The organism is Curtobacterium sp. DN_7.5, assembly GCF_022655355.1.
Lineage (GTDB): Bacteria > Actinomycetota > Actinomycetes > Actinomycetales > Microbacteriaceae > Curtobacterium > Curtobacterium luteum.
Map to the genome: position 1 here is coordinate 1,773,349 of NZ_CP093378.1, position 25,373 is coordinate 1,798,721.

A 25,373-nucleotide genomic window follows, 5' to 3' on the forward strand; every position below is an offset into this window, starting at 1 on the left:
CGATCGTGTCCGCCCGGTGCGCTGTGTCCACCCAGTCCGCAGGGAGTACCACGGGTCCATGAGCACCCCGGCGAACGACCAGCCCCGACCGGCCGACGGCGAGACCCTCGAGCCCCTCAGCCACGACACCCAGTCCGGTGAGGCGGACTACGTCGCGACGAGCCCCGGCGGGACCGGCACCGAGCGGCACGTGCCCACGGCCGACGAGGAGCAGGGCCGCGGCACCGAGTACGACCCCGTCGACCAGGGTCCGCAGCAGGAGGGCCAGGGCGGCTGACCCCGACCGGCCGCGCGGTCAGCGCACCAGACGACGCAGGACCGCCCGCTCGCCCAGGGTCCAGCAGGCACTCGTCACCACGTACACCGCCGCGGCGAGCGGCGCGATCGCCGCGAACAGCACCGACACGAAGGGTGCGACCCTGGCGATCCGCGCCGGCGCGGCTGCCAGAGGATCGGCCTCGGGTACGGCGTTCCAGTGCCGGTCTGCCCGGCGACCTGCCTCGACCACGGCGACGAGGACCGCGAGGAGGACGAGCACGACCCACGCGTGCGTCCACAGCGGCGAAGCGAGCACGGCGACGAGCGAGTGCCCGAGGGGGACCCCGACGAGCGTGCCCTCGAGGAGCGTGTTCGTCGCCCCGCCGATCGTCGCGTGCGTGAAGAGCGTGTACACGAGCGACACCACCGGCGCCTGGGCCAGCGCCGGCAGGCACCCGGCGAGCGGTGAGACCCGCTCCGAGGTGTACAGCTGCTGGACGGCGCGCTGGAGCCGTTCCCGGTCGCCGCGGTGGCGACGGCGCAGGCGTGCGAGTTCCGGTGCCAGCCGTCGGCGGTCCCGTTCCGCACGGACCTGCAGGACGGCCAGCGGGACGAGCAGGGCGCGGACGGCGACGGTGACGACGACGACCGCGAGGGCCGCCGCGAATCCGTCGGCGACGGGGGTGAGTGTGGTGGTCAGGGTGGCGATCACGTCGGCGCCGGCGTGCAGGAGCGCGCCGACGACGGGCAGGGTGGAGATGTCCATGGTGGTCCGATCGGTCGAAGTGGCAGGGTCGTGGGACGGCCCGACCAGCGACGCGGTCAGACCGTGACGACACCGCCCGGCGCCCGCGGGCGCGCGTGCCCGTCGGCATCGGGGTGCGACGACGCGATGCGGGTCCGGAGGCGCGACCACTCCCGGTGTCCTGCCGGCACCGCTCGCGCCGACGGCAGGAGGAGTGCGGCGACGACGACGCTCAACACCAGGACCGCGGCGGCCGTCGCGCATCCCAGAGCGGCGAGGGCGGCCACCGGCAGCAGGTGCCCGGGTGTGCCGACCGCAGCGGGGTCGACGAGTCCCAGCGCGGTGACGATGCGCAGCAGGATCTCGACGACGGCCATGGTGGGTTCAGGCTACCGCCCGCGCGCCGCGGGGTCCGAGGCGGCTCGGGACGGCAGGATGCGGGCATGACCGCTGCATCGCCGAGCACCCCCGCGACGGTGGCCCTGGACCGCGCCGGCGTGCCGTACACGCCGCACGTGTACGAGCACCACGAGACCGCCACCAACTTCGGGGAGGAAGCCGCTGCCGCCCTCGGCCTCCGCGAGGAGCAGGTGTTCAAGACCCTCGTGGTGTCCGTCGACGACACCCTCGCGGTCGCGATCGTCCCCGTCGCGAACCGACTCGACCTCAAGGCCATCGCCGCGGCCGTCGGCGGGAAGAAGGCGACGCTCGCCGACCCCGCCCTCGCGGAGAAGCGCACCGGGTACGTCGTCGGCGGTATCAGCCCTGTCGGCCAGAAGACCGCGCTCCGCACCGTCCTCGACGAATCAGCACTCGCCTACGACAGCATCTTCGTGTCCGGCGGCCGTCGCGGCTTCGACATCGAGCTCACGCCCGCGGACCTCGTACGGGTCACGGACGCGGTCGCGAAGCCCATCGCTCGGACTTGAGTCGAGCCACCGCAAGTTCTTCCGCGGAACGGGAATGACCCCGGCCCTCCTGCGTTGCATTGAGTCGAAGGCACTCAAGTCCAACCAGGAGGTCCACTTGCCAGAGACGTTCGGCTCCGCCGGCAGCGACTCGTTCGACGAGTTCCTCGCCCGCCTGATCGCCGCCCAGCAGAGCGAGCAGCAGTGGGCGCGGCAGCAGCGTCCCGTGCCGTTCGGGCGCCCCGTCGACATCACGCGACTGCTCAGCCGTCGCACCCACCAGCTGCTCCAGCGCACCGCGGAGTACGCGACCGAGCAGGGCCAGCACGAGATCGACGCCCTGCACGTCCTGCACGTGCTCGTCCGCACCGACCCGTTCACCGCGGTCGTCCGCCAGGCCGGCGTCGACCCCGAGCGCCTCGCCGACGAGATCGAGCAGCGCCTGCCCGCGCCCGCCGACGACGCGGTCGCCACCGACGGCCGCCCGGCCCTCACCGGGACCGCGCAGCGCATCCTGCTCGAGGCGACCCAGGCCGCCAAGGGCTTCGGCAGCACCTACACCGACCCCGAGCACGTGTTCTTCGCGCTCGTGATGGACCAGGACACCGTGACCGGGCAGCTGCTCGCGAGCGCCGGCGTCACTCCGCAGGTGATGCAGGAGTACGCGCAGCAGGCCGCGGCGGCCGCACGAGAGGGACGCCCCATGCCCGGAACCACCGAAGCAGCGCAGCAGCAGCAGTCGGAGACCCCGACGCTCGACCAGTACGGCAGCGACCTCACGGCCCGCGCGCGCGAGGGTCGGATCGACCCGGTGATCGGCCGCGCGGACGAGATCGAGCAGGCCGTCGAGATCCTCCTCCGCCGCACCAAGAACAACCCCGTCCTCATCGGCGAGCCCGGCGTCGGCAAGACGGCGATCGTCGAGGGGCTCGCGCAGCGGATCGTTGACGGCGACGTGCCGGCGCTCCTCCAGGGCAAGCGCGTCGTCGCGATCGACCTGCCCGGCATGCTCGCCGGCGCCAAGTACCGCGGTGACTTCGAGGAGCGCCTGACGAAGGTCGTCGACGAGATCGCCGAGCACGCCGAGGACCTCATCGTGTTCGTCGACGAGCTGCACACGCTCGTCGGCGCCGGTGGAGGTGGCGAGGGCGGCTCGATGGACGCCGGCAACATCCTCAAGCCGCGCCTGGCCCGCGGTGACCTGCACATGGTCGGCGCGACCACGCTGAACGAGTACCGCCGCATCGAGAAGGACGCCGCGCTCGAGCGACGCTTCCAGCCGGTGACGGTGGGGGAGCCGAGCGTCGAGGACGCCGTCGCGATCCTCACCGGTCTCGCCCCCCGCTACGAGGAGCACCACGACGTCAGCTACACGCCGGAGGCCCTCCGCGCCGCCGTCGAGCTGTCCCACCGCTACGTGACCGACCGGCACCTGCCGGACAAGGCCATCGACCTCATCGACCAGGCCGGTGCCCGGCGACGTCTCGCCCTCTCGGGCGACGTCGACGTCGCAGCGATCCGCGCCCGGGTCGCGGCGCTCGTCGCGTCCAAGGACGCGGCGGTCGCCGAGGAGCACTACGAGGAGGCGTCGCGCCTGCGCGACGAGATCGACGGCCTGGAGGCCCGGATCACCGCCGCCTCCGAGGCGGACGCGAGCCGCGCCTCCCGTCCGGTGCCAGGTGACCGGATCATCTCGGAGGCCGACATCGCGACCGTGGTGTCCCGCGCCACCGGGATCCCCGCGACGCGCCTGAGCCAGGGCGACCGTTCGCGGCTCGCCGTCCTCGAGGACGAGCTGCACGAGCGCGTCGTCGGCCAGGACGACGCCGTGCAGGCGATCGCCCGCGCGGTGCGCCGCAGCCGCACCGGCATGGGCGACCCGCGTCGTCCGGTCGGGAGCTTCCTGTTCCTCGGTCCGACGGGCGTCGGCAAGACCGAGCTCGCGAAGGCGCTCGCGTCCTCGCTGTTCGGGGACGAGACCGCGATGCTCCGCTTCGACATGAGCGAGTTCGGCGAGCGGCACACCGTCTCGCGGCTCGTCGGTGCCCCTCCGGGGTACGTCGGCTACGACGAGGCCGGGCAGCTCACCGAGCGCGTCCGCCGGAACCCGTACTCGGTGATCCTGCTCGACGAGGTCGAGAAGGCGCACCCGGACGTGTTCAACCTGCTCCTGCAGGTGCTCGACGACGGCCGGCTCACCGACGGGCAGGGTCGGACGGTGGACTTCCGGAACACGGTGGTCATCATGACCTCGAACATCGGGTCCGAGTTCCTCGCGTCCCGGTCCGGTGCGCTCGGGTTCGCTCCCGTGGGCTCCGCTGACGGGTTCGCCGAGGACGACCTGCGTGCACGGGTCACGGCGAAGCTCCGTGAGGCCATGCGGCCCGAGTTCATCAACCGCATCGACGAGATCGTGCTGTTCCGGAAGCTGACGTCGTCGCAGATCACGTCGATCGTGACGCTGTTGCTCGAGGACACCGCGCTCCGGGTGCTCGGCCAGGGGATGACCCTGTCGGTGTCCGACGAGGCCGTCGCCTGGCTCGCCGAGCACGGCTACGAGCCGGAGTACGGCGCCCGGCCGCTCCGTCGCCTCATCCAGCGCGAGGTCGACGACCGCATCGCGAGCCTCGTGGTCGCCGAGTCGGTCCGGGACGGCGACACCGTCCGGGTCGACGTGGTGGACGGAGCCCTGCGCGTCGGTGCGGCGCGACCGGCGGAGGTCTGATCCGGCGTCCCGGACCGCCGACGAACGGCCCGGTGTCCTCGTGACACCGGGCCGTTCGTCGTCGTCGGGAACAATTCCGATCAATTTCTGCGAAAGATGCTTGCGCAGGCATTCCCGGTGTGGATAGTGTTCTCGAGCACACCGTCAGTACGAGACCGAAAGGGGGCGAACACCCATGATGATCACCGCCATCACGACGCACGGCACCACGCCGTTCCGTGGGATCACCGGGCTCTTCGGCACTCCTTTCCGAGTCCGCTGACCGGAAGCATCCGCTCCACGACACCACTGCGCACCCAGCGCCGCTGAGCCTGAGCTCGCGACCGCTGTCCGCGACGTCCGCCGTGCCCGAACCGCCTCGTGCGATCGGGTACGGCGGCGCCGAGGAATGCGCACGGCATGTCCGTGGTCAACGACGCTCACCTCATAGGACTGCATTCCGAGAATGCACCCGCGTGCATTCTCGTCGTTGCCGATCCGCCATTCTCGCGTGCGCGCCGTCGCGTTCTTCGGCTCGCACCGCTTTCGTTCCTTCGGCCCGCACCCCGGGTCGGTTCGTCGTGCCCGGGGACCGCCCGGGCGACCATCCAGCAGGGGATCCACACCATGTCCACGAAGACCACCACCCGTCCTCCCGACACCCGCGCGGTGCGCCGGGTCTCGCTGCCCGACCGCATCGCACTCCGCATCGGCCTCTGGCTGATCCTGTGGAGCCGACGCACCACGCCCGTGCCGGTGACCGTCGACTTCGCGACCCGGCAGCGGATCGAGCGCGAGCGCCGTGAGCAGCAGCTGCGGGTCCTGCTGCGGAGCGGCACGATGCACCTCTGGCGCTGAGTGGCGCTGGGCGTCCGGCACCGTGGCGTGCGAGGTGCCGGACGCCCGCCATCGGCGCGCTCGTTCGGTGCGAGGTTTCGCGCATCGTGCGACGCTTCCCGCCTCGCACCCTGTGCGGAACCTCGCACGCTGCCGCAGCACCCTCGCACCGTGCGAGTGACCCGCCGGCACCTCGTACCGTGCGCGTCCATCCGAGCGCCTCGACTGCCGTACCGTTGTGCGGTGACCGAAACCGCTGCTGCCCTCGTCGACCGACTCACCGCGATCGTGCAGGACTTCCCGAAGCCGGGCATCCTCTTCCGCGACGTGACGCCCGTGTTCTCGGACCCGGTGGCGTTCGGCCGGGTGTGCGAGGCCCTCGCGGCACCGTTCGCCGTGGGGGAGGGGTTCCAGGCCGTCGCCGGCATCGAGGCCCGTGGGTTCGCCCTCGCCGGTGGCATCGCCGCCCAGCACCAGGTCGGCGTCCTGACCGTCCGCAAGGCCGGCAAGCTCCCGGGCGAGGTCCTCAGCGAGCAGTACGCGCTCGAGTACGGCGAGGCCGAGCTCGAGCTCCGCCCGGGCCAGCTCCCGCAGGGCACGCGGGTGCTCGTCGTCGACGACGTCCTCGCGACCGGCGGCACCGCGGCCGCGACCATCACGCTGCTCGAGCGCGCGGGCTACGAGGCGATCGGGTTCGCCGCACTGCTCGAGCTCGACGGCCTCGCCGGCCGGGAGCGCGTCGAGGCCCGCGTCCCGGTGACGACCCTCGGGGCCGTCCCGGCCTGACGGACCGCGCCGTCCCGGCCTGACGGACCGCGCCGTTCCGGTCTGACGGACCTGCCCCGACGGGACCGCGCCGCGACCGACGGACCCGCACCGACGGGACCGCGCCGCGACTGACGGAGCCGCACCGTGCCTCCCGGCCGTTCCTGCACACCCGCGCCATCGCCGGACCCGCTCCACAGGCGAGCCGCACCCGGGCCGCCGCGCACTAGTCTTGACCCACCCCTGATCGAACCGAGGAGCACCACGATCGTGACCGACGCAGTCGCACCAGAGCCCGCAGACCTTCCCCAGGCACCCGAGCCCCGCACCGCGACGACCGCCACGACGGGCACCGAACTCTTCGACGGCGAGCGCGGCGTCGTCGCCATCCGGGTCGACGGCGTCCTCAAGGACCTCGCTGCGGACGTCCAGGCGGGCGAAACCGCCGAGGCCGTGACGCTGCAGGAGCAGGACGGGCTGGACATCCTCCGCCACTCCGCGGCACACGTGCTCGCGCAGGCCGTCCAGCAGATCAACCCCGACGCCAAGCTCGGCATCGGCCCGCCCGTCACCGACGGCTACTACTACGACTTCGACGTCGCCGAGCCGTTCACGCCCGAGGACCTCAAGGCGATCGAGAAGGGCATGGACCGCATCGTCAAGCAGGCCCAGCGCTTCCGTCGCGTGGTCGTCACCGACGCCGAAGCCCGCGAACGCATGGCGGGGGAGCCGTTCAAGCAGGAGCTCATCGGCCTGAAGGGCGCCGCGGAGTCCGGCGACTCGGGCGAGAGCGTCGAGGTCGGCGCCGGCGAACTCACGGTGTACGAGAACGTCGACCCGAAGACGGGCGAGGTGCTCTGGCAGGACCTCTGTCGCGGTCCGCACGTCCCGCACACCCGCTGGATCGGCAACGCGTCGAAGCTCATGCGCGTCGCGGCGGCCTACTGGCGCGGTTCGGAGAAGAACCCGCAGCTGCAGCGCGTCTACGGCACCGCCTGGCCCGACAAGGACCAGCTGAAGGCGTACCTCGTCCGCCTCGAAGAAGCCGCCAAGCGCGACCACCGCAAGCTCGGAGCCGAGCTCGACCTGTTCTCGTTCCCGGACGAGATCGGCTCGGGCCTGGCGATCTTCCACCCGAAGGGCGGCATCATCCGCCGCGAGATGGAGGACTACTCGCGCCGCCGGCACGAGCAGGAGGGCTACTCCTTCGTCTACACGCCGCACATCACCAAGGGCGACCTGTTCGAGCAGTCCGGGCACCTCGGCTGGTACAAGGACGGCATGTTCCCGGCCATGCACATGGACGAGGCCCGCGACGAGGACGGCAACGTCACGCGGCAGGGGGCGGACTACTACCTCAAGCCGATGAACTGCCCGATGCACATCCTGGCCTACCGTTCGCAGGCCCGCTCCTACCGCGACCTGCCCCTGCGGATGTTCGAGTTCGGCACGGTCTACCGCAACGAGAAGTCGGGTGTGATCCACGGGCTCACCCGTGTCCGCGGCATGACCCAGGACGACGCCCACATCTTCACCACACAGGAGAAGATGAAGGAGGAGCTCACCACGACCCTCGAGTTCGTGCTGTCCCTCCTGCGCGACTACGGTCTCGACGACTTCTACCTCGAGCTCTCCACGAAGGACCCGGAGAAGTACGTCGGTGACGACGGGGTCTGGGAGGTCGCGACGAACACCCTGCGCGAGGTCGCGGAGGAGTCCGGGCTCGAACTCGTGCCCGACCCCGCCGGCGCGGCGTTCTACGGCCCGAAGATCTCGGTCCAGGCCCGCGACGCCATCGGCCGCACCTGGCAGATGTCGACCGTCCAGCTCGACTTCAACCTGCCCGAGCGCTTCGAGCTCGAGTACACGGCACCGGACGGCACCCGGCAGCGCCCCGTGATGATCCACCGGGCCCTGTTCGGCTCGATCGAGCGGTTCTTCGGCGTCCTCACCGAGCACTACGCGGGCGCCTTCCCGGCCTGGCTCGCACCGGTGCAGGTCGTCGGCATCCCGGTCGCCGCCGAGTACGGCGACTACCTCGACGAGGTCGTCGCGAAGCTCCGGTCGCACGGCGTCCGCGCCGAGGTCGACCACTCGGACGACCGCATGCAGAAGAAGATCCGCACGCACACCAAGGCGAAGGTGCCGTTCCAGCTCATCGCCGGCGGCGACGACCGCGACGCCGGGGCGGTGTCCTTCCGCTTCCGCGACGGTCGCCAGGACAACGCGGTGCCGGTCGACGAGGCCGTGGAGCGCATCCTCACCGCGATCCGCGAGCGCGCGCAGGTCTGATGCCCCAGCCAGGAGGCCCCGATCAGGTCCCCGGGACCGGTCACGTCGACGGCGTGGTCGGCTCCCGGGCCGCTGGTCGGTCGGATGGTGCGTCGGAAGCGTCCGGTGCGTCGGAAGCGGCTGCTGCGTCTGCTGTCCCTGGTGCCGACGATCCGCTGGTCATCCGCGACGCGGCGACCGGCGCGGCCGTCCCCGATGCCTTCCAGCGACTCTGGAACCCGCACCGGATGGCGTACATCGACGCCGGCCGCGAAGGACGGGGTCGCGGCCACGAGGACGACTGCCCGTTCTGCGAGGCGCCGCACAAGTCCGACGAGGACGCCCTCATCGTCGCCCGCGGGGAGCACGCCTACGTGCTCCTCAACCTCTTCCCGTACAACAACGGGCACCTGCTCGTGTGCCCGTACCGGCACGTCCCCCTCTACGACGAGGCGACGCCGGACGAACTCCGCGAGATGGGCGAGCTGACGCAGACCGCGATGCGGGTCCTGCGTGCGGTCTCGCACTGCGACGGGTTCAACATCGGGATGAACCAGGGCGAGGTCGCCGGTGCCGGGGTCGCGGGGCACCTGCACCAGCACATCGTGCCGCGGTGGCAGTCCGACTCGAACTTCTTCCCGATCATCGCCCGAACGAAGTCGATGTCCCAGCTGCTCGGGGAGACCCGCCGAATCGTCGCGGAAGGCTGGCCGACGGACCACTAGACTGTCGGCATCATGAGCGACAGCAGCAGCACCCCGAGCACCCCCGGCACCTCGATCACCGGCTCCGACCGCGTCAAGCGCGGCCTCGCGGAGATGCTCAAGGGCGGCGTCATCATGGACGTCGTCGACGCCGAGCAGGCCCGCATCGCGGAGGAAGCCGGCGCGACCGCCGTCATGGCGCTCGAGCGCGTCCCCGCGGACATCCGTGCGCAGGGCGGCGTCGCCCGCATGTCCGACCCGTCGATGATCGAGGAGATCATCGCCTCGGTGTCGATCCCCGTGATGGCGAAGGCCCGCATCGGCCACTTCGTCGAGGCGCAGGTGCTGCAGGAGCTCGGCGTCGACTACATCGACGAGTCCGAGGTGCTCTCGCCCGCCGACTACGTCAACCACATCGACAAGTGGAACTTCACCACGCCCTTCGTCTGCGGTGCGACCAACCTCGGTGAAGCCCTCCGTCGCATCACCGAGGGCGCGGCCATGATCCGCTCCAAGGGTGAAGCCGGCACGGGTGACGTGTCCGAGGCCACCAAGCACATCCGCACGATCAACAAGGAGATCGCTGCCCTCCGGTACCTCAAGGAGGACGAGCTCTACGTCGCCGCGAAGGAGCTCCAGGCCCCCTTCGACGTCGTCAAGGAGGTCGCGCAGACCGGCAAGCTCCCCGTGGTGCTCTTCACCGCGGGCGGTGTCGCCACCCCGGCCGACGCCGCGATGATGATGCAGCTCGGCGCGGACGGTGTGTTCGTCGGCTCCGGCATCTTCAAGTCGGGCGACCCGGCCAAGCGCGCCGCGGCGATCGTCAAGGCCGTGACCTTCCACGACGACCCGAAGGTGATCGCCGAGGTCTCCCGCGGGCTCGGTGAGGCCATGGTCGGCATCAACGTCGCCGACGTCCCGGCCCCGCACCGCCTGGCCGAGCGTGGCTGGTAGTCCGACCGCGCACCCCCGCATCGGCGTCCTCGCCCTCCAGGGCGACTTCCGCGAGCACATCGCCTCGCTGACGGAGCTCGGCGCCGACGTCGTGCCGCTCCGTCGTCCGGAGGAGATCGCGTCGCTCGACGGCGTGGTCGTCCCCGGCGGTGAGTCGAGCGTCATGGACAAGCTGTCCCGGGCGTTCGGCGTCGCGGAACCACTGGCGGAGGCCATCCGCGGCGGGCTCCCGACGTACGGCACCTGCGCGGGCATGATCATGCTGTCCTCCCGGATCGCCGCGGGCATCCCGGGCCAGCAGACGCTCGACGTCCTCGACACGACCGTGCGGCGGAACGCGTTCGGCAGCCAGAACGACTCGTTCGAGATCGACATCCCGATGCCGGAGCTCGGCGAGGCGCCCGTGCACGCGGTGTTCATCCGGGCGCCCGTGGTGGAGGAGCACGGTCCGGGCGTCGAGGTCCTCGGGGCGCTGCCCGACGGCCAGGTCGTGGCGGTGCAGCAGGGCAACGTCATCGCCAGCGCGTTCCACCCCGAGGTCGCGGGGGAGGACCGGTTCCACCGGCGCTTCCTCGATCTCGTGCACGCCTCCTGACGCGGAGCGCGGTCGCGCCCCGCGCGGCGGTGCCGCGAGACTCGCCGTGGGCGACAGTCCTCGCGCCGCCAAGCCCGAGAACTGTCGTTCACCGCGAGACTCGCCCACAGGCGGGCGGGGGACCGTTTGCGTGAGGAGGCCAGCGCGCCGGAGCCGCACCGTGCCTCCCGGCCCGGTACACTGACCAGGATTTTCCGCAAGACGCAAGGAGCACCGTGTCCGGGCATTCCAAGTGGGCAACGACCAAGCACAAGAAGGCGGTCATCGACCAGCGCCGTGCGAAGTCGTTCGCGAAGCTGATCAAGAACATCGAGGTCGCCGCGAAGATGGGCGGCGCCGACCTGTCGGGCAACCCGACCCTGGTCGACGCCGTGCAGAAGGCGAAGAAGACCTCGGTGCCGAACGACAACATCGACCGCGCCATCAAGCGCGGCGCCGGTCTGACCGGTGAGTCGATCGAGTACACGACGATCATGTACGAGGGCTACGGCCCGAACGGCGTCGCCATGCTCATCGAGTGCCTCACGGACAACAAGAACCGTGCCGCGGCCGAGGTGCGCACGGCGATGAGCCGCAACGGCGGCACCATGGCCGACCCGGGCAGCGTCGCCTACAACTTCTCCCGCAAGGGCGTCATCTCGGTCACGAAGACGGACGGCCTCGACGAGGACACCGTCATGGGTGCCGTCCTCGACGCCGGCGTCGAGGACGTCATCGACCAGGGCGGCGGCTTCGAGGTCATCACCGAGGCGTCCGACCTCGTCGCGGCACGCACCGCGCTGCAGGACGCCGGCATCGACTACGACTCGGCCGACGCCGAGTTCGTCCCGGGCCTCAAGGTCCCGATCGACGCCGACACCGCGCGCAAGGTGTTCAAGCTCATCGACGCGCTCGAGGACTCCGACGACGTGCAGAACGTCTACGCGAACTTCGACATCCCCGCGGACGTCCAGGCCGAGCTCGACGAGGACGAGGACTAGTCCGATGCTCCGGGTGCTCGGGGTCGACCCCGGGCTGACCCGGTGCGGCGTCGGCGTGGTCGAGGTCGCACCGAACCGGCGTGCCCGGCTCGTGCACGTGACCGTCGTCCGGACACCGGCGGACATGGCGCTCGAGCAACGGCTGCTGCGGATCGCCGACGGCATCGCCGCGGAGATCGACGAGCACCGCCCGCAGGCCGTCGCGGTCGAGCGCGTCTTCGCGCAGGCGAACGTCCGGACCGTCATGGGCACCGCCCAGGCGGCCGGGCTGGCCCTGCACGCCGCCGCGGCGCGCGGCCTGCCCGTCGGGCTCCACACGCCCTCCGAGGTCAAGGCGGCGATCACGGGCTACGGCAACGCCGACAAGCGACAGGTCCAGGCGATGATCGCCGCGGTCCTCGGCCTCGCCGAGGCCCCCAAGCCAGCGGACGCCGCCGACGCGTTGGCCCTGGCCGTCTGTCATGCCTGGAGGCTCGGATCACCCGACCAGGTCGGGTCCGGCCCGTCGACGCTCACGCCGGCCCAACGCGCGTGGCGGGACGCCCAGCAGGGGACGGGCGCGGATTCGCCCCTCGCGCGGGCAGCGGCGGCCGCGGCGCGCGGCGGCGCACGGGGCGTCGCGCGTGGTGCCGGGGCATCGTCGGTGGGCGGCCCTAGGCTCGGAGCATGATCGCGAGTCTCCGGGGCACATGCATCGACGTCGCCGGGTCGAGCGTGGTGATCGAGGTCGGTGGTGTCGGGTACGCCGTCACCGTCACACCCGCTCACGCCCTCACGATGCGGCACGGCGCCGAGGTCTTCGTGCGCACCGCCATGATCGTGCGTGAGGACGAGCACCTCCTCTTCGGGTTCGAGACCACCGACGCGCTCCGCGTCTTCGACCTCCTCCGCAGCGTCTCCGGCGTCGGGCCCAAGTCCGCGCTCGGCGTCCTGGCACACATGGACCCCGGCCAGATCGCGACCGCCGTCGCGCACGAGGACGACGCCGCCTTCCGCAAGGTGTCCGGCATCGGCCCGAAGACCGCGAAGCTCATCACGGTCGCCCTCGCCGGCAAGCTCGCCGCGTTCGAGCAACCGGCCGCTGTGACACCCGGTTCGGCGACGGGCGCGCACCCGGCATCGGACGACGTCGTGATCGCCCTGGTCGGTCTCGGCTGGCGCGAGGACGCCGCCCGTTCCGCGGTCGACGCCGTGGTCACCGAGGACCCGGCCGCCGCGACGTTCGGCACGCAGGCACTGCTCCGTGCCGCACTCGGGGCCCTGCGTCCCGCCGGTGCCGGCCGGTGAGCGGCATCACGGCAGCGGGCGCCGAGTCGCAGGAGGAACTCGCGTTCGAAGGGGCGCTGCGTCCGCGGTCGCTCGACGAGTTCGTCGGACAGCGCAAGGTCCGGGGGCAGCTCGACCTCCTGCTGAAGGCCGCCGCGATGCAGGAGCGCACCCCCGACCACATCCTGATGGCCGGGCCGCCCGGGCTCGGCAAGACCACGCTCGCGATGATCGTGGCGCACGAGTCGGGCAGGCCCCTGCGGATGTCCAGCGGGCCGGCGATCCAGCACGCCGGTGACCTCGCCGCCGTGCTCTCGTCGCTCGTCCCCGGCGAGGTCCTCTTCATCGACGAGATCCACCGGATGGCGCGTTCGGCGGAGGAGATGCTCTACCTCGCGATGGAGGACTTCCGGATCGACGTCATGGTGGGCAAGGGCGCCGGGGCGACGAGCATCCCGCTCGACCTCGCGCCGTTCACCCTGGTCGGCGCCACGACCCGCTCCGGGCTCCTGCCGAACCCGCTCCGTGACCGCTTCGGCTTCACCGCGCACCTCGAGTTCTACGAGAAGGACGAGCTCGAGCAGGTGCTCATCCGCGCCGCCCACCTCCTCGAGCTCGACATCGACCGGACCGCCCTGCGTGAGATCGCCGGACGGAGTCGGGGGACCCCGCGCATCGCGAACCGGCTCCTGCGCCGCGTCCGCGACTTCACGCTCGTGCACCGACCGCGCGACGGCATGGCCGCGGTGCAGGGAGCGCTCGAGCTGTACGACGTCGACGAGCTCGGACTCGACCGGCTCGACCGGGCGGTGGTCGAGACGATGCTGACCCGGTTCGATGGGGGCCCGGTGGGCCTCAACACCCTCGCCGTGGCCGTCGGGGAAGAATCCGAGACCATCGAGTCCGTGGTGGAGCCGTTCCTCGTCCGGGTCGGTCTCGTGACACGGACGCCACGCGGTCGGATCGCCACACCCCAGGCCTGGCGGCACTTCGGCCTGGCGCCGGGGCAGACGTCGGGCGGCCCCGCGCTGTTCGACGACGCGGACTGAGCCGACCGCACCCCTCCGCACAGACTGTGCACGAGCCGGGTGGACAGGTTCCCGTCCGGCGCGTGCCCTAGACTGCTACGGCCCGAAACCGAGCAACCAGAGAAGGCATCGCATCATGGGTCAAGAAGTCGTCCTCATCGTCATCGTCGTGGCGTTCGCGGCCTTCATGTTCTACAACAGCCGCAAGCGCAAGAAGCAGCAGGCCGACCTCGCCACCAAGATGGTGCCGGGCGCGCAGGTCATGCTCTCGTTCGGCCTCTACGGCAAGCTCCTGTCGGTCGACGACGAGAAGGTCACCGCCGAGGTCGAGATCGCCCCGGGCACGATCGTGACCGTGCACCGTCAGACGCTCTCGCGCGTGGTCGACGAGACCGCGGACGACGTCGACACCGCCGTCGCGCCGGAGGACGAGCCGAAGCGCGTCACCGAGCTCAACGGTCAGCCGGTCATCGACGACCAGGCCCCGACCTACGGTGAGCGCACCGACGAGACGAACCGCAAGAACGACCACTGACAACCTGGGCTGCCGGGTCGTGAGGCCCGGCGGCACCGCTCCTGCCGTCGGCTCCCGTCGTCGGTCCTGACAGAAAGACGAGACGACCGGTGGCACGATCGACACCCGTCAAGAAGGCGCTCCGCTCGCTCACCTGGCTGGTGATCCTGATGGCGGTCCTCGCGGGGCTCAACACCGCCGCGTCGATCCTGGCGAGCACCACCAAGGACGACACCGGGAAGTGGTTCGCCGGCGCGAGCTGGGTGCCGGAGCTGGCACTGGACCTCCAGGGCGGCACGCAGCTGACCCTGGCGGCGCAGAACACGGAGGGTGACTCGGTCACGAGCCAGCAGCTCAACCAGGCCGTCAACATCATCCGCCAGCGCATCAACGCGACGGGTGTGTCGGAGTCGCAGATCAACACCCAGGGGACGAACAACATCGTCGTCTCCATCCCGGGCAAGCCCGACAAGGCGACGATCGACCGGATCGAGGCCGCGGCGAAGCTGACGTTCCGCCCGGTGCTCTACACCGAGGCCGCGACGAACGCCGCGGTCGGCGGCAGCGGCTCCACCGCCTCACCCACGCCGTACACGCCGCCCGCGTCGCTCCAGGCGACGCCGAGCACGAAGCCGACGAACGGCAGCGACCTGTCGCAGGTGACCCCGGCGCTGCAGGCCCTGTACGACAACTACAACTGCAAGGCGCCGGACGACGTCACGACCGCCCCGGACGACGAGCCGCTCGTCACGTGCGACCAGGACGGCACCGCGAAGTACATCCTCGGTCCGGTCGAGGTCTCGGGCTCCGGCATCAGCAACGCCACCTCGGGCCTGGCCACCGACTCGCAGGGCGCCTCGACCGGTCAGTGGGCCGTCAACCTGACCTTCTCGGGCAAGAGCTCGGACGACTTCCGTGACGTCACGAGCCGCCTGGTCAAGCTGCAGGCGCCGCAGAACCAGTTCGCGATCGTCCTGGACGGCACGATCATCACGGCCCCCGCCGCCAACGCCGCGATCACGAACGGCAAGGCGCAGATCTCCGGCAACTTCACCGCGGAGTCCGCGAAGACGCTCGCCGACCAGCTCAAGTACGGCGCGCTGCCGATCAACTTCCAGGTGCAGTCGAACGAGAACATCTCGGCGACGCTCGGTACGGCGCAGCTCGTCGGCGGACTCGTCGCGGGCCTGATCGGCCTCATCCTGGTGATCATCTACTCGGTCATCCAGTACCGGGCACTCGCGTTCGTCACCGTCCTCTCGCTGGCGGTCGCCGCGGCCCTGACCTACCTCGTCATCGCGATCATGTCGTGGCGCGTCGACTACCGGCTCTCGCTCGCGGGCGTCGCCGGTCTGATCGTGGCGATCGGCATCACGGCGGACTCGTTCATCGTGTACTTCGAACGCATCCGCGACGAGCTGCGCGACGGACGCGGTCTCGAAGGCGCGGTCGAGGCCGGTTGGCGCCGAGCCCTCCGCACGATCCTCGCGTCCGACTCGATCAACTTCCTCGCCGCGGTCGTGCTCTACATCCTCGCGGTGAGCGACGTGAAGGGCTTCGCGTTCACGCTGCTCCTCACGACCCTGATCGACGTCGTCGTGGTGGTGCTCTTCACGCACCCGATGATGCAGCTCATCGCCCGCAGCCGGTTCTTCGGCGAGGGGCACCGGTTCAGCGGGCTCGACCCGTCGGCCCTCGGCGCGGTCTACCGCGGACGCGCGCAGTTCCGCGCACCGGTGGTCGACGGCAAGCGCCAGCGACGCAGCGCCGGTGAGGCGCAGCGCCGCCAGACCATCGCCGAGCGCAAGGCCCGCGAAGCCGCGGGCGACACCGGCAGCACGCCGGACGGGAAGGACGACTGATGGCCAGCTTCAGCCAGTTCGGCAGCGACCTCTACACGGGGAAGCGGTCGTACGACATCGTCGGCCGGCGCCGCACGTGGTACCTCGTCGCGATCATCGCGATCGTGCTCTCGCTCGGGGTGCCGTGGCTCCGGGGCGGGTACCAGCTCGGGATCGAGTTCACCGGCGGTTCGGAGTTCACGATCTCCGACGTCAAGACCACCGACCAGACGATCGCGACCGACACCGTCGAGTCGATCGTCCCGGAGGGCATCCCGCGCGTCTCCCAGCTCGGCCAGCACGGTATCCGCGTGCAGACCGGCCAGCTGACCGACCGAGAGACCACCGAGGTCCAGGACGCCCTCGCGAAGGCGTACGGCGTGCCGGACAGCCAGGTCGCCGCGACCTTCATCGGTGCGACCTGGGGTGCGGACGTCCTCGCGCAGGCGATCCGGGGCCTGGTGATCTTCCTCGCCCTCGCCGCCGTGGTCATGGCGCTCTACTTCCGTACCTGGAAGATGTCGGTCTCGGCGATGGTGGCGCTGCTGCACGACCTGCTGATCACGGCGGGCGTCTACGGCATCGTCGGCCTCGAGGTCACGCCCGCCGCGGTGATCGGCTTCCTGACGATCCTCGGCTACTCCCTGTACGACACCGTCGTGGTCTTCGACAAGGTCCGGGAGAACACCTCCCAGGAGAGCTCGCGGACGTTCACGCAATCGGTCAACCTCGCCGTGAACCAGACGCTCGTCCGGTCGATCAACACCTCGGTCGTCGCCCTGCTGCCCGTCGCGGCGATCCTCTTCATCGGGTCCTACGTCCTCGGCGCCGGCACACTCCGCGACATCTCCCTCGCCCTGTTCATCGGCATCATCGTCGGCACCTACTCGACGATCTTCATCGCGTCGCCGATGTACGCCCACCTGCGCGAGAACGAGCCGAAGATCCGCCAGGCCGACGCCAAGAAGGTGCAGGCGGCGGCGAAGCGGCAGCAGCAGGTCGACGCGACGGCCGACGTCTGATGGCGGTCGAGATCACCGACATCGACGTCGCCGAAGCCCGTCGTCGTCTCGCTGCGGGCGCGAAGCTCTTCGACGTGCGCGAGCAGTCCGAATGGGACGAGGTGCACGCCCCCGAGGCGACGCTCGTCCCGATGTCGGAGCTCGTCGCCCGGTGGCAGGAGATCGACGGCGGGGACACCCCGGCGATGGTCATCTGCCACTCGGGTGGCCGCTCGGCCCGGGTCGTCGCGGCCCTCGAACAGTCCGGCGTCCCGGCGGTGAACGTCGTCGGCGGGATGACCGCGTGGGAGCAGTCGGGCGCCGAGGTCGTCCGCGGTGCTCAGAGCGAACCGCGTCACGAGCACTGACCGGACGCGCGTAGTCTTGTTGGATCGAACGCGGAGCGAATCCGCTCCGGACGAGGTCTCGGGAGGCGCATCATGACCGACACGCGCGAATCCACGCCGTCGGACGCGCCGAGCCGCCCGGCCTCGCCCGCCCGCCCGACGAGCCCCATCGGTCCGAACACGACCGGCAACATCGGGTCGCTCCGGTCGTTGCTGCCGCGCCTGTTCTCCCGCGCACAGCCCGCCGGCGCCGTGGACACGCTGATCCGCACGGTCCGCTCGCACCACCCGAAGGCCGACGTCACGCTCATCGAGCGGGCGTACTCGACCGCCGAGCAGGCACACGACGGCCAGAAGCGCAAGTCCGGCGAGCCGTACATCACGCACCCGGTGGCGGTCGCGCAGATCCTCGCCGACCTCGGCATCGGGACGATCACCATCGCCGCGGCGCTCCTGCACGACACGGTCGAGGACACCGACTACCAGCTCGATCAGCTCCGTGCCGACTTCGGCGACGAGATCGCGATGCTGGTCGACGGTGTCACGAAGCTCGACAAGGTGAAGTACGGCGACAGCGCGCAGGCCGAGACGGTCCGCAAGATGGTCATCGCGATGTCGAAGGACATCCGCGTGCTCGTCATCAAGCTCGCCGACCGCCTCCACAACGCCCGCACGTGGGGCTTCGTGGAGTCAGCGTCCGCGACGCGCAAGGCCAAGGAGACGCTCGAGATCTACGCGCCGCTGGCGCACCGGCTCGGCATCCAGATGATCAAGCTGGAGCTCGAAGACCTCTCGTTCGCGGTGCTCCACCCGAAGCTCTACGTCGAGATCGACAGCCTCGTCAAGGAGCGGCAGCCGAAGCGCGAGCAGTTCGTGCAGAACGTCATCGGCACCTTGAAGAAGGACCTCAAGGCCGCGAAGATCCGCGGCGACGTGATGGGGCGCCCGAAGCAGTACTACTCGATCTACCAGAAGATGATCGTGCGCGGGCGCGAGTTCGACGAGATCTACGACCTCGTGGGCATCCGGGTGCTCGTCCCGACCGTCCGCGACTGCTACGCGATGCTCGGGTCCGTCCACGCCCGGTGGACGCCGCTGCCGGGTCGCTTCAAGGACTACATCGCGACGCCGAAGTTCAACCTCTACCAGTCGCTGCACACCACGGTCCTCGGGCCGCAGGGGCGGGCGGTCGAGATCCAGATCCGCACGCACGAGATGCACCAGCGCGCCGAGTTCGGTGTCGCCGCGCACTGGAAGTACAAGCAGCGGGTCACCGGTCGCGACGTCGACACCTCGAGCCAGGACGACCAGGACATGGCCTGGCTCGCCCACATCACGGACTGGCAGGCCGAGACCAGCGACCCGGGCGAGTTCCTCGACTCCCTCCGCTACGAGATCGGCGCGAAGGAGACCTACGTCTTCACCCCGCAGGGCAAGGTCATCGGCCTGCCCTCCGGCGCGACCCCGGTCGACTTCGCGTACGCCGTGCACACCGAGATCGGGCACCGCACCATGGGCGCCAAGGTCAACGGTCGGCTCGTCCCGCTCGAGAGCGCGCTGTCGAGCGGCGACGTCGTGGAGATCTTCACCTCGAAGAACCCCGACTCCGGCCCGAGCCAGGACTGGCTGCAGTTCGTGCGGAGCCCCCGCGCCCGGAACAAGATCAAGCAGTGGTTCACGAAGGAGCGCCGCGAGGAGGCGATCGAGCAGGGCCGCGACGCCATCGCACGCGCGATGCGGAAGCAGAACCTGCCGTTGCAGCGCATCCTCAGCCAGGACACCATCGCCGAGGTCGCCTCGTCGATGCGCTACGAGGACGTGTCCGCGCTCTACGCCGCGATCGGCGAGGGTCACGTGTCGACCCAGTCCGTGATCGAGAAGGTGCTCGGGAGCGTCCAGACCGAGACCGAGACGGACGAGCCAGAGCTCGCGTTCCCGCGACAGATCACCAGCCGGCAGCTGCGCAACAGCGACTCGGGCGTGCTCGTCCGCGGCGCCCCGGACATCCTCGTGAAGCTCGCGAAGTGCTGCACCCCGGTGCCGGGCGACCAGATCGTCGGCTTCATCACCCGCGGGCAGGGCGTGTCGGTGCACCAGGCGGCGTGTTCGAACGTCAAGTCGCTGATGAACGAGCCCGACCGGATGATCGAGGTCGAGTGGGCGCCGTCGTCGAAGTCGGTCTTCCTCGTGCAGATCCAGATCGAGGCGCTGGACCGTTCAGGCCTGCTCAGCGACGTCACACGGGTGCTGACCGACCACCACGTCAACATCCTCTCGGCGACGGTCTCGACGTCCTCCGACCGCCTGGCGCTCAGCCGGTTCGTGTTCGAGATGGGTGACACCACCCACCTCGACCGCGTGCTGAACGCCGTACGCCGGATCGACGCCGTGTACGACGTCTACCGCGTCAGCGCCGGCTGACGCGGCCCCGCGCCGGGCTCACGCACCGGGCGCAAAGAACACGGTGGCCATCCGCCGCTCCGCCTGGCGGGCCATCGGGACAACGCCGAGCCGTTCGAGGGCGTGCCGGAGGTCGTCGAGCGGTACGAGCCCGGTGGCGACCAGGCCCCGCACGGCGTCCTCGTCCGCCCGGTGCATGCGACCCGCGGACGGCCCCGGGGCCCGCAGCAGGTCGACCGCCGTGCGCAACGGGACCGTGAGGCGAAGCCCCGCCAGTTCCGTGACGTCCTCCGGAGCGAGTCCGACGTCACGGACCCGGACGGTCGGGTCGTCGACCCGCAACCGGACTCGTCCGGGCAGCACGCACTCGTGGGGGAGCGGCGACCGCGAGAGCGCTCCCCACACCCAGGCTGCGGTGCGGGTCGCGGCGACGAGGCGCCGGTCCGGCAGCGACCAGGCGGCGGCCGCGGCGCGCAGCGCCGCGTCCTGCGGCTCTGCCGGGGACGCCCAGCACTCGCCGACGGCGACGAGTTCGCCGGCCAGGACGGCCGCGCGGAGTTCTGCCTCCGGCCAGTCGTCGGTCGTCAGCAGGCGCGGTCGGGGCACCTCGTCATCCTGCCCGACGCGCGTGCTCCAGCCGGCCGCCTGTGGACAGGACGGGCGTGCCGGAGGGCTGCCGTGCCTCCCGGCCGCAGCGCGTCAGCGCCCGACGACGCCGCACAATCGCTCCCGGTCAGCGCAGCACGTCGGCGCGGTGCACGAGTGCCGCAGCGCCGATGAGCGGCCCGTCCTGCGACAGCCCGGTCGGGACGATCCGCACCTTCGTGACGAAGGGGAACTCGGCCCGCTCCGCGACCGCCTGCCGCGCGTACTCGAAGAGGTCGGGGGAGACGTGTGAGAAGCCCCCGCCGATCGCGACGACCTCGAGGTCGACCAGGCTCGTGGCGGCGGCGATCGCCTGCCCGAGCGCGCGACCGCTGCGCTGGACGGCGGCCACCGCGACCTCGTCACCCGCGGCGTACGCGGCCGCGAGCTCCTCGCCCGTCGTGCCGGTGAACCCCTGACGCTGCGCCCATGCGACCGTCTTGGGGCCGCTGGCCACGGCCTCGAGGCAGCCGGTCCCGCCGCACGCGCACGCGTCGTCGAAGCCACCGCACTCGACGTGCCCGATGTGCCCGGCGTTGCCGGTGGGGCCGCTCACGGTCCGGCCGTGCAGGATCAGCCCGCCGCCGACGCCCGTCGACACGATCATGCCCATGACGTGGTCGGACCCCTGCGCGGCACCGACCCAGTGCTCCGCGAGCGTGATGGCGAGGCCGTCCATCCGGAGCGTCACCGGCACGCCGGCGGGGACGTGCTGCGCGACGCGGTCACGGAGCGGGTAGCCGCGCCAGACCGGCATGTTGAGCGGCGACACGAGACCGTTGACCTCGTCCACGGGGCCGGCTGACCCGATCCCGACACCGATGAGCGTCGCGTCCGCGGGCAGGGTCGCCAGGGTCGCGGTGACGACCTCGTCGACGGCGGCCTGCAGTTCGTCGGAGGTCCGGCCGGGGCCGGTCGGGCTGCGGTGCCGCGTCCCCGGCAGGACGACGCCCTGGTCGGTGACCAGGGCCGCCTCGACCTTGGTGCCGCCGAGGTCGACCGCCAGGGCGAGGGACGGGGACTGGGTGGTGCTGTCGGTCATGATCGCTCCGGTGCGACGGCCTGGAGGCTCACAGCACGTCCGGTGCGCACGCTGGCGCCCGGCGGGTGCTCGCCCCCGGCGGGGGGTTGAGGGTCAGTAGGACGAGGTGTCGTCGCCGAGTGACGACGCCGCACCGGTCTCGGTGCGGTGCGCGAGCTCGTCGAGGATGCGGGCGGAGGCGCTCGTGCCGATGCGGTCCGCGCCGGCTTCGACCATCTCGAGCAGGGTGTCGAGCCCGCGGACGCCGCCGGAGGCCTTCACGCCCGTGTCCGGCCCGACGGTCTCGCGCATGAGGCGGATGTGCTCGGCGGTCGCCCCGCCACCGGCGAACCCGGTGGAGGTCTTGACGAAGGCGGCGCCGGCGCGCTGTGCGGCGCGGGAGGCGGCGACGATCTCGTCGTCGGTGAGGAACGCGGTCTCGAGGATGACCTTCACGACGGTGTCGCCCGCGGCGTCGACCACGGCGCGGACGTCCTGCTCGACGCGCTCCCAGTCGCCGGACTTCGCGGCACCGACGTTCTGCACCATGTCGAGCTCGAAGGCGCCGTCGGCGAGGGCCTGCAGCGACTCGGCGACCTTGGTCGCGGTGGTGGTCGTGCCGTGGGGGAAGCCGATCACGGTCCCGACGCCGACCCCGGTGCCGGTCAGCCGCTCGACCGCGTGCGCGACGTCGCTCGGTCGGACGCACACGCTGAACACCCGGTAGGCCGCTGCCTCGTCGAGCTGGGCGTCGACGTCCGTGCGGGTGAGCTCGGGCTTCAGGATCGCGTGGTCGATGAGGGCCCGGACCGCGTCGGCGGTGACGGCGTCGGGGGCGCTGGGGATCGCTGCGTTGTCCACCCGGCAAGCCTACCCGGAGGCGACGCGCGTACCGTGCCCCGCATGCACGTCCTCGTCACCGGCGCCACCGGGTACATCGGCGGTCGCCTCGTCCCGCGGCTCCTCGAAGCCGGCCACACCGTCCGTGTCTACGCGCGGACCCCGCGGAAGCTGCAGGACGTCCCCTGGCACGACGACGTCGAGATCGCCGAGGGCGACCTGATGGACGCCCGAGCGGTCCGCGCAGCCGTCGAGGGGATCGACGCGGTCTACTACCTCGCGCACGCGATGGGTGCCGACGGCGACTTCGAACGCGCCGAGACGCAGGCGGCCGGGACGATGGGCCACGAGGCACGCGTCGCCGGGGTCCGGCGCTTCGTCTACCTCGGCGGTCTGCACCCGGACGGCGAGCTGTCGAAGCACCTGCGGAGCCGCAAGGAGGTCGGGGACGTCCTGCTGCGGTCCGGAGTCCCGACGATCGCGTACCAGGCCGGCGTCGTCATCGGCTCCGGGAGCACCTCGTTCGAGATGATCCGCCACGTCACCGACGTCCTGCCGTGGATGCCGGCGCCGAAGTGGGTGCGCAACCACATCCAGCCGATCGCCATCCGCGACGTCCTCTACTACCTCGTGCAGGCCCTCGAGATCCCGGCCGACGTGAACCGCACGTTCGACATCGGCGGCCCGGACGTCCTCCGGTACGGGCAGATGCTCAACGGGTACGCGGTCGAGGCGAAGCTGCCGCAGCGCGGGATCGCGTCGCTGCCGGTGCTGACGCCCGGACTCGCCGCCCACTGGTTCAACATCGTCACCCCCATCCCGCGGAAGCTCGCGCGGCCAATCATCGAGTCGCTGCAGTTCGAGTGCGTGCAGCGTGAACACGACATCGACCAGTACGTCCCCGCGCCACCAGGGGGCCTCACACCGTACCGGCGCGCGGTCCGCCTGGCGCTCGCGCGCATGCGGACGGGCCAGGTCGAGACGAGCTGGCGCAACGCGACGCTCGCCGCGACGCCCGCGGACCCGCTGCCGAGCGACCCGGACTGGGCGGGGCACACCGTCTACGTCGACGACCGCAAGCGGCACACCGACGCGTCCGCGGCCGACGTCTGGCGCGTCGTCGAGTCGATCGGCGGCGACAACGGCTGGTACTCGTTCCCGCTCGCCTGGGTGGCGCGGGGCTGGATGGACAAGATCGCCGGCGGCGTCGGGCTCAGCCGTGGCCGACGGGACCCGCAGCGTCTGGAACAGGGCGACGCACTCGACTGGTGGCGCGTGGAGCGGCTCGACCGCGGGCGCTACCTGCGCCTCCGGGCAGAGTTCAAGTCGCCGGGCCGCGCGTGGCTCGAGATGACGGTGACGCCGTCCGTGGACGGCGGGAGCGACTACCACCAGCGGGCGATCTACTTCCCGCAGGGGCTGTCCGGACGCCTCTACTGGTACTCGATCCTGCCCTTCCACGGCGTGATCTTCCCGGGCATGGTGGAGCGCATCACGGCAGCCGCCGAGCGGGAGTCGCACAACACCGACTCGACCTCCCGCAACCGGACCCAGCACAATGGGTCCGCGGAGACGTCGCACGAGGAGGCAGCATGACCGAGGACCGACCCACCGTCCTGTTCCTGGGGGACAGCATCACCGAGGCAGGGGATTGGGAGAACCGGCTGCCGGGGGAGCGCACCGCCAACCACGGCGTCGGCGGTGACACCACCGACGGGGTGCTCGCCCGACTGGACGCCGTCGTGGCCGCGGAGCCCGAGGTGATCGTCCTGCTCGTCGGCACGAACGACTTCGGCAACCACCGGGCGAGCGTCGAGCACGTCGTCCGCAACGTCGAGACGATCCTCGTGACCCTGCGTCGCCAGCTCCCGGGTGTGCGGCTCCTGCTCGTGTCGGTGCTGCCCCGGCAGGCCGAGTTCCGGTCGAAGATCGAGGAGGCGAACCGCCACCTCCGGCAGTTCGTCGCCACCTGCCACGCGCAGTACCTCGACGCCTGGCCCGCGCTGGCCGACGGCGACCACCTCGCCGACCGCTTCACCGACGACGGGCTGCACCTCAACGACGAGGGGTACCGCGCCTACCTCGACGAACTCGAGCCGGCGCTCGAGCGGGTGCGCGGCCTCCCGCCGATGTCGCGGCCGTTCCGCGCGATCGACCTCGACGGCGCCTCCGCCTGATGGCGGCACGGAAGGGACGACCCACCATCGGGTCGTCCCAGCAGGGCGTGCCTGCGCGTCCCGCTCCCCGCACGCCGGCTCGTCCGGCCCCCCGCAGCTCGGGCAGCGACAGGGAACTCCCGCCGTACACGCGGCCGGCGCTCGCACCGTCGCTGCTCGCGGCCGTGGTCCTCCTCGCGTGCGTGGCACTCGTCGACTCGTCGGCCTTCGTGTTCGCACGGTGGGGCGTCACCGTGCTCGCCCTCATCGTCCTGGTCTTCGCCGTCCGCGGTCGGACCTGGTGGGCCGGACTCCTCATGGTCGCCGTGGCGGTGTGCTGGAACCCGCTCGTCGTCGTCCCGGTCCCCGGCGAGGCGTGGGCTGCGCTCCAGGTGGTCGCCGCGGCGCTGTTCATCGCCGTCGGGCTCGCGGTGAAGGTGCCACGGGAGACCGACCCGACCCGGCCCTGAGCGGCCGCTGCGTCGCCGACGGGAGGGCCGTGACGGGCGCGACCCGCGCCTCCCGTCCGACGGCGACGGACGTGCCCCGACCGCCCAGCTGCCGCGCGCACCCGCGGTCTGTCCGGACGGTAG

At 71.3% G+C, this 25,373-nt stretch carries 26 protein-coding genes; 21 read left to right on the forward strand and 5 right to left on the reverse strand.

The annotated features are described in order from the left end of the window. The first annotated feature begins 58 nt into the window (after nt 1–58). The gene (locus MON03_RS08260) at nt 59–277 is read left to right on the forward strand and encodes a hypothetical protein (RefSeq protein ID WP_022903669.1); all 219 of its coding nucleotides are present in this window, start codon (nt 59–61) and stop codon (nt 275–277) included. Nucleotides 278–295: 18 nt separating this feature from the next. Here MON03_RS08260 and yidC read toward each other — a convergent pair whose 3' ends face one another. Beyond that, complete coding sequence (yidC, locus tag MON03_RS08265; RefSeq protein ID WP_242091383.1) at nt 296–1,024, reverse strand: membrane protein insertase YidC; 729 nt, start codon at nt 1,022–1,024, stop codon at nt 296–298. A 56-nt stretch (nt 1,025–1,080) separates the two neighbouring features. Then, nucleotides 1,081–1,380 (reverse strand): DUF6412 domain-containing protein, encoded by a 300-nt coding sequence (locus MON03_RS08270; protein ID WP_022903671.1) that lies wholly within the window; start codon nt 1,378–1,380, stop codon nt 1,081–1,083. 66 nt (nt 1,381–1,446) lie between these two features. Between MON03_RS08270 and ybaK the strand changes: the two genes are divergently transcribed. The 17 genes from ybaK to MON03_RS08355 all read left to right on the forward strand — a co-directional run bounded on the left by ybaK (nt 1,447) and on the right by MON03_RS08355 (nt 20,139). Then, nucleotides 1,447–1,932, forward strand: coding sequence for a Cys-tRNA(Pro) deacylase (gene ybaK / locus MON03_RS08275; RefSeq protein WP_022903672.1), 486 nt, complete (start codon nt 1,447–1,449; stop codon nt 1,930–1,932). 97 nt (nt 1,933–2,029) lie between these two features. Further along, complete coding sequence (locus MON03_RS08280) at nt 2,030–4,636, forward strand: ATP-dependent Clp protease ATP-binding subunit (protein ID WP_242091384.1); 2,607 nt, start codon at nt 2,030–2,032, stop codon at nt 4,634–4,636. Nucleotides 4,637–5,242: 606 nt separating this feature from the next. After that, on the forward strand, nt 5,243–5,473 hold the full coding sequence (locus MON03_RS08285; RefSeq protein WP_242091385.1) for a hypothetical protein: 231 nt from the start codon (nt 5,243–5,245) through the stop codon (nt 5,471–5,473). 222 nt (nt 5,474–5,695) lie between these two features. Next, nucleotides 5,696–6,238, forward strand: coding sequence for an adenine phosphoribosyltransferase (locus MON03_RS08290; protein WP_175329263.1), 543 nt, complete (start codon nt 5,696–5,698; stop codon nt 6,236–6,238). A gap of 249 nt (nt 6,239–6,487) precedes the next feature. After that, entirely contained in the window at nt 6,488–8,509 is a 2,022-nt protein-coding gene (thrS, locus tag MON03_RS08295; protein WP_502798695.1) for a threonine--tRNA ligase, read from the forward strand. After that, nucleotides 8,509–9,213, forward strand: a complete 705-nt coding sequence (locus MON03_RS08300; protein ID WP_350355095.1) for an HIT family protein — start codon at nt 8,509–8,511, stop codon at nt 9,211–9,213. Before thrS ends, MON03_RS08300 begins: the two co-directional genes overlap by 1 nt. Nucleotides 9,214–9,225: 12 nt before the next feature. Further along, nucleotides 9,226–10,146: a pyridoxal 5'-phosphate synthase lyase subunit PdxS gene (gene pdxS, locus MON03_RS08305; RefSeq protein ID WP_175329260.1), complete on the forward strand. Its 921-nt coding sequence runs from the start codon at nt 9,226–9,228 to the stop codon at nt 10,144–10,146. Beyond that, nucleotides 10,136–10,741 (forward strand): pyridoxal 5'-phosphate synthase glutaminase subunit PdxT, encoded by a 606-nt coding sequence (pdxT, locus tag MON03_RS08310; RefSeq protein WP_175329259.1) that lies wholly within the window; start codon nt 10,136–10,138, stop codon nt 10,739–10,741. The genes pdxS and pdxT overlap by 11 nt, the downstream gene beginning before the upstream one ends. Nucleotides 10,742–10,956: 215 nt before the next feature. Further along, entirely contained in the window at nt 10,957–11,721 is a 765-nt protein-coding gene (locus tag MON03_RS08315; RefSeq protein ID WP_242091386.1) for a YebC/PmpR family DNA-binding transcriptional regulator, read from the forward strand. A 4-nt stretch (nt 11,722–11,725) separates the two neighbouring features. Next, on the forward strand, nt 11,726–12,391 hold the full coding sequence (gene ruvC / locus MON03_RS08320) for a crossover junction endodeoxyribonuclease RuvC (protein WP_022903773.1): 666 nt from the start codon (nt 11,726–11,728) through the stop codon (nt 12,389–12,391). Continuing rightward, entirely contained in the window at nt 12,388–13,008 is a 621-nt protein-coding gene (gene ruvA / locus MON03_RS08325) for a Holliday junction branch migration protein RuvA (protein ID WP_175329257.1), read from the forward strand. The genes ruvC and ruvA overlap by 4 nt, the downstream gene beginning before the upstream one ends. Continuing rightward, nucleotides 13,005–14,036 (forward strand): Holliday junction branch migration DNA helicase RuvB, encoded by a 1,032-nt coding sequence (gene ruvB / locus MON03_RS08330; protein ID WP_175329256.1) that lies wholly within the window; start codon nt 13,005–13,007, stop codon nt 14,034–14,036. Before ruvA ends, ruvB begins: the two co-directional genes overlap by 4 nt. A 115-nt stretch (nt 14,037–14,151) precedes the next feature. Continuing rightward, nucleotides 14,152–14,550, forward strand: a complete 399-nt coding sequence (locus MON03_RS08335) for a preprotein translocase subunit YajC (protein WP_022903934.1) — start codon at nt 14,152–14,154, stop codon at nt 14,548–14,550. Nucleotides 14,551–14,639: 89 nt separating this feature from the next. After that, the gene (gene secD, locus MON03_RS08340; protein WP_175329255.1) at nt 14,640–16,391 is read left to right on the forward strand and encodes a protein translocase subunit SecD; all 1,752 of its coding nucleotides are present in this window, start codon (nt 14,640–14,642) and stop codon (nt 16,389–16,391) included. Continuing rightward, nucleotides 16,391–17,392: a protein translocase subunit SecF gene (gene secF, locus MON03_RS08345; protein WP_242091387.1), complete on the forward strand. Its 1,002-nt coding sequence runs from the start codon at nt 16,391–16,393 to the stop codon at nt 17,390–17,392. Before secD ends, secF begins: the two co-directional genes overlap by 1 nt. Continuing rightward, nucleotides 17,392–17,739 (forward strand): rhodanese-like domain-containing protein, encoded by a 348-nt coding sequence (locus MON03_RS08350; RefSeq protein WP_175329253.1) that lies wholly within the window; start codon nt 17,392–17,394, stop codon nt 17,737–17,739. Before secF ends, MON03_RS08350 begins: the two co-directional genes overlap by 1 nt. Before the next feature lie 72 nt (nt 17,740–17,811). Beyond that, nucleotides 17,812–20,139, forward strand: coding sequence for a RelA/SpoT family protein (locus MON03_RS08355; protein ID WP_242091388.1), 2,328 nt, complete (start codon nt 17,812–17,814; stop codon nt 20,137–20,139). Nucleotides 20,140–20,157: 18 nt separating this feature from the next. Here MON03_RS08355 and MON03_RS08360 read toward each other — a convergent pair whose 3' ends face one another. The 3 genes from MON03_RS08360 to deoC all read right to left on the reverse strand — a co-directional run bounded on the left by MON03_RS08360 (nt 20,158) and on the right by deoC (nt 22,645). After that, the gene (locus MON03_RS08360) at nt 20,158–20,724 is read right to left on the reverse strand and encodes a type IV toxin-antitoxin system AbiEi family antitoxin (RefSeq protein WP_242091389.1); all 567 of its coding nucleotides are present in this window, start codon (nt 20,722–20,724) and stop codon (nt 20,158–20,160) included. Nucleotides 20,725–20,851: 127 nt separating this feature from the next. Then, a complete protein-coding gene (locus MON03_RS08365; protein WP_242091390.1) occupies nt 20,852–21,805 on the reverse strand; it encodes an ROK family protein in 954 nt (317 codons plus the stop codon). A gap of 93 nt (nt 21,806–21,898) precedes the next feature. Beyond that, the gene (gene deoC / locus MON03_RS08370; RefSeq protein ID WP_284700059.1) at nt 21,899–22,645 is read right to left on the reverse strand and encodes a deoxyribose-phosphate aldolase; all 747 of its coding nucleotides are present in this window, start codon (nt 22,643–22,645) and stop codon (nt 21,899–21,901) included. A gap of 42 nt (nt 22,646–22,687) precedes the next feature. On the opposite strand from deoC, the gene MON03_RS08375 reads away from it, so the two are divergent. The 3 genes from MON03_RS08375 to MON03_RS08385 are packed head-to-tail and all read left to right on the forward strand — an operon-like array spanning nt 22,688 to nt 25,250. Then, nucleotides 22,688–24,220, forward strand: coding sequence for an SDR family oxidoreductase (locus tag MON03_RS08375; RefSeq protein WP_175329250.1), 1,533 nt, complete (start codon nt 22,688–22,690; stop codon nt 24,218–24,220). Continuing rightward, entirely contained in the window at nt 24,217–24,801 is a 585-nt protein-coding gene (locus tag MON03_RS08380) for a GDSL-type esterase/lipase family protein (protein ID WP_242091391.1), read from the forward strand. The genes MON03_RS08375 and MON03_RS08380 overlap by 4 nt, the downstream gene beginning before the upstream one ends. Continuing rightward, nucleotides 24,801–25,250, forward strand: coding sequence for a DUF6804 family protein (locus tag MON03_RS08385; RefSeq protein ID WP_242091392.1), 450 nt, complete (start codon nt 24,801–24,803; stop codon nt 25,248–25,250). The genes MON03_RS08380 and MON03_RS08385 overlap by 1 nt, the downstream gene beginning before the upstream one ends. Nucleotides 25,251–25,373 lie beyond the last annotated feature (123 nt).